The following is a 12,643-nucleotide window of genomic DNA, read 5'->3' as shown; positions in this document are numbered from 1 at the left end:
TTCCCCCGAGCCGGTGACCCCGACCACCCCACACCAACCCAAACCCGACACCCACCCCAGACAACCCCCGGGGAAGCCTGCCCGAGGCGAACGCTGGGAGATCTTGGTACCGAACGGCCCCTCCGGGGGCCGAAACGCACCAAGATCTCCACCGTTCCCGACACGCGAAACCCGCATCCCGTCACCCGAGAACCCCGAGGCGTCGTCCGCCCCCACCCGCCCACCACGCGCCGATCATGAGGGTGACGGGCCGCCAACCTCATGATCGGCGGGCACGGACGGACCGACCGGGCGTGGCCGGGTGGTGGTGGGTGAGTGGTCAGGCGGTGAGCAGGTCGAGCAGTGCGTCGCGGGCGGCGCGTACCGCGGCGCGCGACTCCTCGGTGTGGTCCAGGGCGTCGAACCCGTGTCGTCCGTCCGGCACGTCGACCAGGTGCAGCGGCAGCCCGTGCCGGGTTGCGGCAGCCGTGAACGCCGCGATGGCGGACGTGACCTCGGGCCGGTCCCGACCGGCCCGGGTCAGCACGAGCGGTGGCCGGCCGGCGTCGACCGTCGCCAGGGCGTCGAGCGGGTGGAAACGCGGGTCGACCGGTGGCCATTCGGGGAGCGGGGCCAGCAGCGGGTACGTCGCGGCGAGACCGCGCAGCCAGCGGGGCGGGTCGCGGAGCCAGTCGCCGAGCAGCAGCCCGGCGCCGGAGAAGAACCAGAGCGCCAGCCGCTCCGGGTCGACGCGGGGATCGGCGCGGAGCAGGTCGGCCGCGTCGGCGACGCGGGCGGCGACCGTGCGCAGGTCGTCGGGGCCGGTCACGGAGAGCCGGGGGAGCGCGACCACCACGCCCTGGTCGGCGAGGAGCGCGCCGTAACCCCGGTAGAGCGGCCAGTCCCGGGCGTCGGGTGCGTCGGGCGGCCCGGGAACGCCGTGCACCACCACGACCGCGGGGTGCGGGCCGTCGCCGGTCGGCAGGTGCAGGTCGACGTCGCCGTGTCGTTCGACGGGGGCGGCCGGCGGGTCGAGCACAAACTGTGTCTCCCAGAAACTGTTTCCCATGACGGCGATGCTAGGGCAGCGCGTCGTCGCGCGCCGCCCCGGTTCTCGTCGGATCAGGAGGAGGACGCCTTGGCGTGCCGTTCCCGCAGCCGGTCCCGGATCTCCTCCGGTGTGTACGCCCGGCGCTGCCGCTCCGCCCGGGCCACCACCACGCCCGTCGCCGCGACGCCCGCCAGGCCGGCCAGGCCGAGCACCTTCCACCACCGCATCCGTTGCCGCATCGGCTTAGGGTAGTCCTCCATGAGCATCAGCCTGGACGAGGCCGTGGAGCTGACCCGCACCGGCGACCTGTGGGTGTTCCGTGGGCGCAGCGTGCCCGATCGCGCCATCCAGTTCACCACCAACAGCCCGGTGAACCACGTGGGCATGGCGGTGGTGCTGGACGACATGCCGCCGTTGATGTGGCACGCGGAGCTGGGCCGTTCGCTGCCGGACATGTGGACCGGCACCCGCCAGCGCGGCGTGCAGTTGCACGACCTGCGCGACGCGGTCTGCGTGTGGGCCAACCGGTACGGCCAGCGGGGCTGGCTGCGTCAGCTCGAACCGCCCGCCGACGGCGCCATGGAGGAGGCGGTGCTGCGTACCGTGGCGCGTCTGGACGGCACCCCGTTCCCGTCGACCGCGCAGCTCGCCTGGCGCTGGGCCCGGGGGCGGGTGCCGGTGCCGCGCCGGCGACCGTCCAGCCCGGACGCTGGCGGGACACCGGGCGCGGGCCGGGCAGCGGGCGGTGCCGGCGCACCGGGTGCGGACGGGACGTCGGTGCGTGACCGGGCGCTGGAGACCGCGTACTGCGCGGAGGTGGTGGCGGTGACCTACGAGGCGATGGGGTTGCTGCCGGCCGGCCGCCGGCCCAACTGGTACGACCCCGGACGGTTCTGGAGCGGTGACGACCTGGCCCTGACCGGCGGCGCACAGCTCGGCAAGGAGATCGAGGTGCGCATCCCACCGCGCTGACCAGGTTTGCCGGGCTGGCGGGCCGGTAATGGAGAGCGTCGTGACGGCTTCCACCGACCTCGACACGCTCTCCGACTTCTTCGACAGGTACGGCGTGGCGCTGACCACCGCCGACGTGCCGGCCATCGCCGCCTGCTACGCCCTGCCCGGGCTGGTGGTCGCCGACACCTACAGCTTCTCGTTCACCTCGCCGGCGGCGGTGGCGCTGAGCTTCGTCGGCGCCGCGCCCGACTACCAGGAGCGGGAGCTGGTCGCCGCGAACGCGCAGATCGAAGACGTGCAGCAGGTCTCGGCGCTGCTCACCGAGGTGGCGGTGCGGTGGGAGTTCCTGGACAGCCAGGGTGGCGCGGTGCCCGGTGAGCACTACCGCTACCTGCTGCGGGCCACCGACGAGGGCCCGGCCATCTGCACCGTCATCCGCACCGCCTGAGCCCTGCCGCCACGTGGTGAGCGGGGGCCCCTTCTCTACCGGAGGCGTTAAGAAGGGGCCCCGCCTTACTCGTTCAGCGGTGGCTGCGGGCCCAGCGGTCGGGCTCGGGGGCCGAGTGCAGGCCGGGCTCGTGCAGGCCCTCCTCGTCGAGCTGGCCGATCCGCCGGTAGGTGTCCGGCCGGCTGGTGCGCAGCACGCCACCCCAGATCAGGCCGAGCACGCCGGCCACCACCGGGATCGCCGGCAGCAGCCACTTGAGGTAGCCGGCGGTGTCCGGCGCGAGCAGCGCGTCGAAGTTGAACAGCAGCACCAGCAGCACGGCGGTGAGCAGGACGGTGCCGAGCGCCGGGGCGATCGCCCGCTGCCAGGCCGACTCCGGGCCGCCGCGGCCCCGGAAGAAGCCGACGACGGAGGCCGAGGTGAGCGTCATCAGCAGCACCACGCCGACCGCGGCCGAGCCGGACAGCCAGGTGAACAGGTCGATGACCGGGTCCCGCCCGGACATCGCGAACCCCACGAAGACCACCACGGCCAGGATGCTCTGCACCAGCGAACCGGCGACCGGGGCGCCGCTGCGGCTGGAGGTCGCGCCGAGGAAGCGGGGCAGGACGTTCTCCCGGCCGAGCGCGAACAGGTAGCGGGCCACGCCGTTGTGGAACGACAGCAGGGCGGCCAGCACGCTGGTGATGAACAGGACGTTGGCGATGTCCGCGACCACGGCGCCGGAGTACTGGTCGAGCGCCCCGAAGATCACGCCGGGGCCGGCCTCGGCGCTGGCCTGCGGCGCGTTCTCCGGCCCGGTCAGCACCGTCAGCGCCCAGGCGGAGAAGGCGTAGAACAGGCCGGTGAACGCGACCGCGATGTAGGTGGCCCGGGCCACGGTGCGCCGCGGGTCCCTGACCTCCTCGCTGTAGATGGCGCCGCTCTCGAAGCCGGTGAAGGAGGCGATGGTGAACGCCAGCACGGCGCCGAACCCGGCCCCGAACAGGTGGCCGGGGCTGATGCCGGCGGTGGTGACGGCGCCGCCGGCCGGGTGGGCGAACGCCACCAGGTCGAAGATCAGCACGGCCACGCACTCCAGGACCAGCAGCACCGCGAGGACGCTGGCGTTCAGGTCGATGCGCAGCACGCCGAGCACGCCGATGAAGACCCAGGCCAGCAGCGCCCAGACCCACCACTTGAGGTCCAGCCCGGCCTTGGCCGACATGAAGTCCGACATGATGGCGCCGAACAGCCCGTAGAGGCCGATCTGGATGGCGTTGTACGCGGCCAGCGCGACCGCCGAGCCGGCCACCCCGCCGGCCCGGCCGAGGCCGTTGGCGATGTACGCGTAGAACGCGCCCGCGTTGGCGACGTACCGGCTCATCGCGGCGTAGCCGGTGGCGAAGATGGCGAGCACGGCCGCGAGCAGGACGTAGCCCAGCGCGGCGCCGATGTTGCCGCTGACCGCGTACATGGTGGTGACGCCACCGCCGAGAACGGTCAGCGGGGCGGAGGCGGCGACGGTGAAGAAGACGAGATGGGCGGTGCCGAGACGGCCGCGGCGTAGCCCACCGTCGGAGAAGAACGGATCGGAGGACAAGGCTTCTCCAGGGGAGGGGAAGGGGTTGAGGATGTCTACTTCGGAACAGCCTCAGGCAGGGTATTGGTGATCACGGATCGTCACAACCCCGCTTCGATATCGATTAGGGCGCGTGTGTACGACCGGAATTGAGCTGTGCGTGGTCATGCCGTACCGTCCCGTGTCGACGATCACGGCCACCGTTCGAGGATGGACCATGACCTACCCCGGGGCACAAGCCACGTACCGGCTAGCCGATGCGCTGTTCCTCATCGGACATGACGAGTTCACCGGTAAGCCGCATGTCGCCGTCGACCGGCTGGAGTGCGGGTTGGCCGGCGCCGCGCTCGCCGAGCTGATGTTCGAGGGAAGGATCGCGCTCGACGGTGGCGGCATCGCCGCGGTCGACCCGCGGCTCTGGCAGGAGCCGTTGACCGATCTGCTGATCACCGAGATCCTGCGTCGTGAGGGCGCGCATCCGGCCCGGTTGTGGATCCGCTACCTGCGGACCCAGCTCAACATCAACGAGCGGGTCGGGACGCGGCTGGTCACCGCCGGCGTGCTGCGTCGGGAGCAGGGCAAGCTGATCGGCCGTCAGGTGCGCTGGCCGGCCACCGACCCGAACCAGGCGGCCTCGCCGCGGGTACGCCTGACCGCGATGCTGATGCACTCGTCCCCGGCCGAACTGGACCCGGGCACATTGCTGCTGGCGAGCCTCGCCGAGGCCGTCGGGCTCGCCGCGCACATCTTCGACCCGCAGGTCGGCGGCCGGATGCGGGACTGCCGTCGGTTCCTGCCGGCGCAGCTCGACGGGCTGCTGGCCGCCGTGGTGGGAGCGTTGAACGCCAGCACCACGACGGTCCGTCGGTGACCTGCCGCCGGTGACGTCCCGCCCCGGCGGACCGGGACGGGACGGACCCGGTCAGGCCGGCTCGCGCCACATCGGGTAGAGGCTGGGCCCGTCCGGCAGGTCCAGGGTGGCCGGCCGGCGGCGGAAGCCGAGCCGCTCGTAGAGCGCCGCGTTCCGCGCCGAGCTGGCCTCCAGGTACGCGGCGGCGCCGGCCCGGTCCAACTCGGCCAGCTTGTCGCGCAGCAGCGCCGAGCCCACGCCGGTGCCGTGGTGCGCCGGGTGCACCGCGATGAACGGCAGGTACCAGTGCGGCTCGGCCGGGTGGTTGGCGGTCATCTGCTCGTCGAGCATGCCGAACCGCTTCATCGCGTCCGGCCCGATGGTGGCCTCCAACTCGGCGAACTCGTCGCCCTCGTCGGCGCCGTGGTCGTCGCCGACGGGCAGCCAGAGCGTCGCGCCCAGCCCGTCGCCGGCCACGTGGACCTCGCCGGTCCGCAGCGCCAACGCGACGAACGGCCCGAAGAAGGCGGGGTGCACCCGCGCCCGGTGGTCCTCCGCCGGGAAGATCCAACCGCTCACCGGGTCCCGCATGAACGCCTCGGCGAGGATCCCGGTCACGACGGCGGCGTCAGTTGTGGACGCCCGCCGGATGTTGCCCTGCCACTCTGTCACTGGCCACCCGTCCTGCCGCTGCACGAGCCATTGTGGTCATCGATCGGCGTGCAACGTATCAGGTCGCCGAGCCGCGGGTCAGACCCGAACGGACCGCTCGCCGCCCCCGGGTTCGGTGGCTAGGCTGGCCCGGCCCGGCGAACAGGAGGAACATGTCCCGCACGCGTCGCGCCACCCCGTCGACCGGGTCCGCCATCACCTCGTCGCCCTGGGTGGTCGTCGCGATCGGCGTGATCGTGATGGTGGTGCTGCTGGTGGTGGCGCTCGGCTCGGTGCGGGGCCGGCGGACGTTCCCGGCGTCGCCCACCGATCCGGCGATGTCGCTGCCGGAGCTGCCGACCGCCACGGCGATCTCGCCCAGCGTGACGGGCGGTCCGCCGAGCACGGCCGGTCGCCCGGTGGTCCCGGGGCTGTCGCCCCGGTCGACGGTGCTGCCGGCCAGCCCGACGCCGGCCGTGTCGACAGGCGGTCCGCGGGGTGAGGTGCGTCCGTCGTCGTCGCCGCCACCGCCACCGCCTCCGCCGGCGCCGCCGTCCGCGGTGACCGGCCGGTACGCGGTGGTGAGCAGCTTCGACGGCGGCTTCATCGGCGAGGTGCGGCTGGTCAACACCGGGGGTGCGGCGCACGGCTGGACGGTGCGGCTGACGTTCCCGCAGGGTCGGCTGGTCACCGCGTGGGTGGAGGGCGCCGAACAGGGCACGTTCGGTTTCGACGGCGGCGTCGTCACGTACCGCAGCGGCGTCGACCTGGCGGCGGGCGCGTCGGTGCCGGTGCGCTTCCACCTCGAACGGACCGGCACCACCCGCCCGGAGAGTTGCACGGTCGACGGCGTGACCTGCGCCGGGCTCTGATCCAGCCGTCCGGACGACGGCGCGTGGTCCGGACGGTTTTGCAAGACGGCTGTCGTGTTTCGACTTTGTTTGCAAGCTATTGCAGAATGTTTCGGCAAGGGCTAGCGTGCGGGCGAATCAGCGACCAGAGAAAGGCCGTCGATGAAACCGACGCCGATATCCCCCAAGGCGTTGCTCGCCCTGGTCTCCTCCCTCGTACTCACCCTCGTCGGCGTGCCGGTGGCCCTCCACCAGCTCGGCGCCGACGGCGCCGACCGCGCCGTCACCCCCGACGTGCTGGCCGCCGGCAACGCCCCCCAGTGGAACCGGGAGCCGTCCGCCGAGGCGCTGCTCAAGGCCGGGTCCACCACCGCAAAGGCGGAGCAGTTCTACTTCGTGCTGCCGGACCGCTTCGCCAACGGCGACAAGCGCAACGACACCGGCGGCCTGCGCGGCGACCGGCTCGCCACCGGCCTCGACCCGGCGGACAAGGGCTTCTACCACGGCGGTGACCTCAAGGGCGTCATCGACAAGATGGACTACATCCAGGGGATGGGCACCACCGCCATCTGGCTCGCCCCGATCTTCAAGAACCGGCCCGTGCAGGGCACCGGCGCCGACGTCTCGGCCGGCTACCACGGCTACTGGATCACCGACTTCACCCAGGTCGACCCGCACTTCGGCACCAACGCCGAGCTGAAGAAGCTGGTCGACCTCGCGCACCGGCGCGGCATCAAGGTCTATCTCGACATCATCGTCAACCACACCGCCGACGTCATCCGCTACGCCGAGGACAGGTACGGCTACGTCGACAAGAAGACCGCCCCGTACACCGACGCCCAGGGCCGGGCGTTCGAGGACCGCAACTACGCCGACGGCACGCGGAAGTTCCCGCAGGTCAACCGGGAGTCCTTCCCGTACACCCCGACGTTCGCCAGCCCGGCCGACGCGAAGGTCAAGGTCCCGGCGTGGCTCAACGACCCGACCATGTACCACAACCGCGGTGACTCCACGTTCGCCGGGGAGAACAGCGAGTACGGCGACTTCTTCGGCCTCGACGACCTGTGGACCGAGCGTCCCGAGGTGGTCCGCGGCATGACCGACATCTACGGGCAGTGGATCGGCAGGGCCGGCGTCGACGGCTTCCGCCTGGACACCGTCAAGCACGCCAACCTCGACTTCTGGCCGCAGTTCACCCGCGGCATCGACGCCTACGCGGCGAAGGCCGGCAAGAAGGACTTCTTCATGTTCGGCGAGGTCTACAGCGCCGACCAGGAGATCGAGTCGACGTACGTGCGGCAGGGCGGCCTGCCGGCCACGCTCGACTTCTCGTTCCAGGAGGCGGCGCGCGGCTACACCGCCGCCGACGGCTCGGCCAAGGCCCTCGCCGACGTGTACGCCAAGGACGACCTCTACTCGGCGCGCGACACCGACGCCAACCGGCTGCCCACGTTCCTCGGCAACCACGACATGGGCCGGATCGGCTCGTTCGTCGCCGCGGCCGGCGGGGACGACGCCACCCAGCTCCGCCGCGACCAGCTCGCGCACCAACTGATGTTCCTCACCCGCGGCCAGCCGGTGGTCTACTCCGGCGACGAGCAGGGCTTCACCGGCCCCGGCGGGGACAAGGACGCCCGCCAGGACATGTTCGCCTCGAAGACCGCGGACTACCTCGACGACGACCTGATCGGCACCACCCGCACCCACGCGTCCGACCAGTACGACACCCGGCACCCGCTCTACCGCACCATCGCCGAGCTGGGCAGGCTGCGGGCGGCGCACCCGGCGCTGCGCGACGGCGTCCAGGTCACCCGGTACGCGGCCGACGGCCCCGGCGTGTTCGCGTTCGCCCGTGTCCTGCCCGCGCAGCGGGTGGAACACGTCGCGGCGGTGAACAACGCCTCGACCCCGCAGACTGTCACGGTGGACACCTGGTCGGCCGGCGCCCGCTTCACCGGCATCTACGGCGACGCCGCGACCGCCACGGCTGGCGCCGACGGCAAGCTGAGCCTGACCGTGCCGGCCATGTCGGCAGTGGTGCTCAAGGCCGACCGGGCCATCCCGCCGGCCGGCGCGGCCCCGACGATCACGCTGACCGAGCCGGGTGACGCCCCGGTGGCCGGCAAGACCGCGATCACCGCCCAGGTCGGTGGCGACCCGCTCGCCACCGTCACGTTCGCCGCGAAGGTTCCCGGCGGGAAGTGGACGCTGCTGGGCACCGCCGACCGCGCGCCGTACACGGTCCACCACGACCTGACCGGCCTGCCCGGCGGCGCGACCGTCGAGTACAAGGCGGTGGTCCGCGACGGCAAGGGCCGGACCGCCACCGCGCGCACCACCGGCACGGTCGGCACCCCGGCCCAGGGCGCGTCCCGGGACTGGGCGATCGTGCACTACCAGCGCCCGGCCGGCGGCTACGCCGACTGGGGGCTCTACGCCTGGGGCGACATCGACCCGGCGTACGCCACCGAGTGGCCCAAGGGGCAGCCGTTCGCCGGGGAGGACGCGTACGGCCGGTTCGCCTGGGTGAAGCTCAAGCCCGGCGCGAAGTCGGTCGGCTTCCTGGTGGTCGACTCCGACGGCAACAAGGACGTGGCGAACGATCGCACCATCGACGTGACGCAGACCGGCGAGGTCTGGGTCAAGCAGGGCGACCCGACGCTCTACCCGACCCGCGAGGCGGCCACCGGCGAGCCCGCCCCGCCGGTCGACCAGAACACCGCGGTCATCCACTGGCGCAAGGCCGACGGCAACTACGACGGCTGGGGCCTGCACCTCTGGGACGGCGCGGCCAACCCGACCGACTGGGCCGCCCCGCTCAAGCCGGAGAAGATCGACGCGTACGGCGCGGTGTTCCGGGTGCCGCTGGCGGCCGGCGCGACCGGGCTGAGCTACATCATCCACAACGGCGACGAGAAGGATCAGCCGGACGACCAGCGGCTCGACCTGACCGGCGTCGGGCACGAGGTCTGGCTGCTGGCCGGCGTCAAGGGCCGGCTGCTGCCGGCGACCAGCTCCGGCACGGCCACGGACGTCGACATCGCCAAGCAGAAGGCGCAGTGGATCGACAGGTCCACCGTCGCCTGGGCCACCGGCCCGACCGACGGCAAGAAGTACGCGCTCGTCAGCGCCCCGGCCGGCGGGATCGGCGTTGCCGACGGCGAGCTGACCGGCACGTACACCACGCTGCCGCTGCGGGCGCAGCGCAACGGGCTGACCGAGGCGCAACGGCAGGCGTACCCCCAGCTCTGGGCCCATCACGCGTTCACGCTTGACCGCGCCGACCTGGCCAAGGTGCCGGCGGCGCTGCGCGGGCAGCTCGTGGTCACCGAGCGGGACGCCGAGGGCGCGCTGCTCAGCGCCACCGGCGTGCAGATCCCCGGCGTGCTGGACGACGTCTACGCGGCGGCCACCGGGGTGAAGCTCGGCCCGACGTTCGCCGGCCGGGTGCCCACGCTCGCGGTGTGGGCGCCGACCGCGCGGAAGGTGTCGCTGCAACTGTTCGACTCGCCCACCGCGCAGCCGAGCACGGTGGCGATGAGCCGCAACGACCGCACCGGCGTCTGGTCGGTGCGCGGCACCACGGCGTGGACCGGCCGCTACTACCGCTACCAGGTCGAGGCCTGGCAGCCGGCGGCGCAGAAGGTGGTCACCGCGTCGGTCACCGACCCCTACTCGGTGGCGCTCGCACCGGACTCCACGCACAGCCAGATCGTCGACCTGACCGACCCGGCGTTGGCGCCAGCCGGCTGGGCGACGCTGCGCAAGCCGGCGGCCGTGCCCGCGTCGAAGGCGCAGATCTCCGAGCTGTCGGTACGCGACTTCTCCATCGCCGACGGCACCGTGCCGGCCGAGAAGCGGGGCACCTACCTCGCGTTCACCGACCCGAACACGGCCGGGATGAAGCACCTGCGGGCGCTCGGCGACGCCGGCGTCAACTACCTGCACCTGCTGCCGGCATTCGACTTCGCCACCATTCCGGAGAAGCGGGCCGACCAGGCCCAGCCGGCCTGCGACCTGGCCACGCTGCCGCCGGACTCGGACCAGCAGCAGAAGTGCGTCGCGGCGGTGGCCGACAAGGACGGCTACAACTGGGGGTACGACCCGCTGCACTACACGGTGCCGGAGGGCGGCTACGCGGTCGACCCGAACGGCGCGAAGCGCACCACCGAGTTCCGGCAGATGGTCGCCGGGGTGAACCAGGCCGGCCTGCGGGTGGTCATGGACGTGGTCTACAACCACACCTCGGCCGCCGGCACCGACGGGAAGTCGGTGCTCGACCAGGTGGTGCCCGGCTACTACCACCGGCTGCTGGACGACGGCACGGTCGCCAACTCGACCTGCTGCGCCAACACCGCCCCGGAACACGCCATGATGGGCAAGCTCGTGGTGGACTCGCTTGTCACCTGGGCCAAGGCGTACAAGGTGGACGGCTTCCGGTTCGACCTGATGGGTCACCACCCGAAGGCGAACATCCTGGCCGTGCGGGCCGCGCTGGACAAGCTCACGCCCGCCCGCGACGGCGTCGACGGCAAGAAGGTCATGCTGTACGGCGAGGGCTGGAACTTCGGCGAGGTCGCCAACGACGCCCGGTTCACGCAGGCCACCCAGGCCAACATGGCCGGCACCGGGATCGGCACGTTCAACGACCGGCTCCGCGACGCGGTGCGTGGCGGCGGCCCGTTCGACGCCAACCCGCGGGTGCAGGGCTTCGCCTCCGGCCTGTACACCGACCCGAACGGCGACGAGGTCAACGGCTCGGCAGCCGAGCAGAAGGCCCGGCTGCTGCACGCCCACGACCTGATCAAGGTGGGCCTGACCGGTAACCTGCGCGACTACCGGTTCTCCGACTCCGCCGGGAGGACGGTCACCGGGGCGCAGGTCGACTACAACGGCTCCCCGGCCGGGTACACCGCCGCGCCGGGCGAGGCGGTCACCTACGTCGACGCGCACGACAACGAGATCCTGTACGACGCGTTGGCGTACAAGCTGCCGCAGGGGACCCCGGCGCAGGACCGGGCCCGGATGCAGGTGCTGGCACTGGCCACCACCGCGTTCGGGCAGGGCACCGGGTTCGTCACGGCCGGCTCGGAGCGGCTGCGCTCGAAGTCGCTGGACCGCAACTCGTTCAACTCCGGGGACTGGTTCAACCAGATCCGCTGGGACTGCGCCCAGGGCAACGGCTTCGGCGCCGGCCTCCCGCCGGAGCAGGACAACAAGGACAAGTGGCCGTACGCCAAGCCGCTGCTGGCCGATCCGAAGCTGGTGCCGGACTGCGCGGCGGTCGACCTGGCCGACGCCCGGTACGCCGAGCTGTTGCGGATCCGCCGGTCCTCGCCGGTGTTCGGCCTGCCCACCGCCGAGCAGGTGCAGAAGCGGGTCGCGTTCCCGCTGTCCGGGGCGAAGGAGACCCCGGGCGTGCTGACCATGACGCTCGACGCCCGTGGGTTGGGCGGCGCGTGGCAGTCGGTGACGGTGGTCTTCAACGCCACCCCGGAGACGGCGAAGCAGACCGTGGCCGGCCTGCGCGGGGCGAACGTGGCGCTGCACCCGGTGCTGCGGAACTCCGCCGACCCGGTGCTGCGGACCGCGTCGTTCGACCGGTCCGGTGGCACGTTCACCGTGCCGGCGCGCAGCGTGGCGGTCTTCGTGCAGAGCTGATCGCGGCAGCGGACCGGCCCCCCAGCCACACGTGGCTGGGGGGCCGGTCCGTACCCGGGTCCGTCAGGTCAGTTGAAGCAGTCCTTGACGGTGTTGGCGCAGTTGGTGGGGTCGTTGTCGCTGATGAGGGATTCGTCGTCGAGCGTGACGTGTCCTTCGTTGTTGAGGATGCCGCCGGCGACGCGGTGGAGCTTGGCGGTGTCGGTGGCGGTGTTCTTGGTGACGTGGGTCTTGGTCAGGGTGATGGTGGCCTTGTTGTTGAAGATGCCGCCGCCGTTGAGGGCGGTGTTGCCCTTGATGACGGTGTTGCGCAGGGTGAGGGCGGCGTTGTCGTCCTCGTCGTGCTGGCGGGTGGGGAAGCCGTCTTCGATCTTGACGAGCCACTCGCCGTTGAAGATGCCGCCGCCGAAGCGGTTGGCGGTGTTGTCGACGATGACGCTGTCGGCGATCGTGGCGCTGCCCTGGTCCTTGGTGTTGGGGTAGCCCCAGTGCTTGCCGCCGGTGATGACCACGCCGCCGCCGTCGCCGTCGGCGTGGTTGTTGGCGACGACGACCTTGTCGAGGTCGAGGTCGGTGTTCTCGGCGTAGATGCCGCCGCCGTTCTCGCAGGCGGTGTTGCCGGTGATGTGGGTGAAGG

General features: G+C 72.0%; 9 protein-coding genes and 1 pseudogene. 5 read left to right on the top strand and 5 right to left on the bottom strand.

Going from position 1 to position 12,643, the window contains the following annotated elements:
* Nucleotides 1-319 precede the first annotated feature (319 nt).
* Both ACZ6O5_RS31085 and ACZ6O5_RS31080 read right to left on the bottom strand, forming a co-directional pair.
* Nucleotides 320-1,048 carry a hypothetical protein gene (locus ACZ6O5_RS31085; protein ID WP_465981878.1) on the bottom strand — a complete coding sequence of 243 codons (729 nt, stop codon included), beginning with the start codon at nucleotides 1,046-1,048 and terminating at the stop codon, nucleotides 320-322.
* Nucleotides 1,049-1,101: 53 nt separating this feature from the next.
* The gene (locus ACZ6O5_RS31080; protein ID WP_146180017.1) at nucleotides 1,102-1,290 is read right to left on the bottom strand and encodes a hypothetical protein; all 189 of its coding nucleotides are present in this window, start codon (nucleotides 1,288-1,290) and stop codon (nucleotides 1,102-1,104) included.
* Here ACZ6O5_RS31080 and ACZ6O5_RS31075 point away from each other — a divergent pair.
* Together ACZ6O5_RS31075 and ACZ6O5_RS31070 are read left to right on the top strand one after the other, a co-directional pair.
* Nucleotides 1,289-2,002: a hypothetical protein gene (locus ACZ6O5_RS31075; RefSeq protein WP_465981876.1), complete on the top strand. Its 714-nt coding sequence runs from the start codon at nucleotides 1,289-1,291 to the stop codon at nucleotides 2,000-2,002. The two genes, ACZ6O5_RS31080 and ACZ6O5_RS31075, sit on opposite strands and share 2 nt — an antisense overlap.
* Nucleotides 2,003-2,042: 40 nt before the next feature.
* Nucleotides 2,043-2,432 carry a hypothetical protein gene (locus ACZ6O5_RS31070; RefSeq protein WP_343446120.1) on the top strand — a complete coding sequence of 130 codons (390 nt, stop codon included), beginning with the start codon at nucleotides 2,043-2,045 and terminating at the stop codon, nucleotides 2,430-2,432.
* A 73-nt stretch (nucleotides 2,433-2,505) separates the two neighbouring features.
* Here ACZ6O5_RS31070 and ACZ6O5_RS31065 read toward each other — a convergent pair whose 3' ends face one another.
* A complete protein-coding gene (locus tag ACZ6O5_RS31065; protein ID WP_281938681.1) occupies nucleotides 2,506-4,014 on the bottom strand; it encodes an APC family permease in 1,509 nt (502 codons plus the stop codon).
* Nucleotides 4,015-4,210: 196 nt separating this feature from the next.
* Between ACZ6O5_RS31065 and ACZ6O5_RS31060 the strand changes: the two genes are divergently transcribed.
* Nucleotides 4,211-4,864, top strand: coding sequence for a GOLPH3/VPS74 family protein (locus ACZ6O5_RS31060; RefSeq protein ID WP_465981874.1), 654 nt, complete (start codon nucleotides 4,211-4,213; stop codon nucleotides 4,862-4,864).
* 51 nt (nucleotides 4,865-4,915) lie between these two features.
* Here the strand turns inward: ACZ6O5_RS31060 and ACZ6O5_RS31055 are convergent, their stop codons facing one another.
* Entirely contained in the window at nucleotides 4,916-5,461 is a 546-nt protein-coding gene (locus tag ACZ6O5_RS31055; RefSeq protein WP_465981872.1) for a GNAT family N-acetyltransferase, read from the bottom strand.
* Nucleotides 5,462-5,667: 206 nt separating this feature from the next.
* On the opposite strand from ACZ6O5_RS31055, the gene ACZ6O5_RS31050 reads away from it, so the two are divergent.
* Nucleotides 5,668-6,366: a cellulose binding domain-containing protein gene (locus tag ACZ6O5_RS31050; protein ID WP_465981870.1), complete on the top strand. Its 699-nt coding sequence runs from the start codon at nucleotides 5,668-5,670 to the stop codon at nucleotides 6,364-6,366.
* A 141-nt stretch (nucleotides 6,367-6,507) separates the two neighbouring features.
* Nucleotides 6,508-12,006: a pullulanase-type alpha-1,6-glucosidase gene (pulA, locus tag ACZ6O5_RS31045; protein ID WP_465981868.1), complete on the top strand. Its 5,499-nt coding sequence runs from the start codon at nucleotides 6,508-6,510 to the stop codon at nucleotides 12,004-12,006.
* A 68-nt stretch (nucleotides 12,007-12,074) separates the two neighbouring features.
* On the opposite strand, the pseudogene ACZ6O5_RS31040 reads toward pulA, so the two are convergent.
* Nucleotides 12,075-12,643: pseudogene (locus ACZ6O5_RS31040) on the bottom strand (hypothetical protein); the annotation flags it as partial.

Source organism: Micromonospora sp. NPDC049201, from assembly GCF_055586805.1.
Note: the sequence above shows the minus strand (reverse complement) of the source record. Positions and strands in the feature narration are given on the sequence as shown.

Coding starts and splice junctions, on each gene's coding strand:
- ACZ6O5_RS31060 (WP_465981874.1), top strand. CDS start 4,211: ATGACCTACCCCGGGGCACAAGCCACGTACCGGCTAGCCGATGCGCTG.
- pulA (WP_465981868.1), top strand. CDS start 6,508: ATGAAACCGACGCCGATATCCCCCAAGGCGTTGCTCGCCCTGGTCTCC.
- ACZ6O5_RS31080 (WP_146180017.1), bottom strand. CDS start 1,290: ATGGAGGACTACCCTAAGCCGATGCGGCAACGGATGCGGTGGTGGAAG.
- ACZ6O5_RS31050 (WP_465981870.1), top strand. CDS start 5,668: ATGTCCCGCACGCGTCGCGCCACCCCGTCGACCGGGTCCGCCATCACC.
- ACZ6O5_RS31085 (WP_465981878.1), bottom strand. CDS start 1,048: ATGGGAAACAGTTTCTGGGAGACACAGTTTGTGCTCGACCCGCCGGCC.
- ACZ6O5_RS31075 (WP_465981876.1), top strand. CDS start 1,289: ATGAGCATCAGCCTGGACGAGGCCGTGGAGCTGACCCGCACCGGCGAC.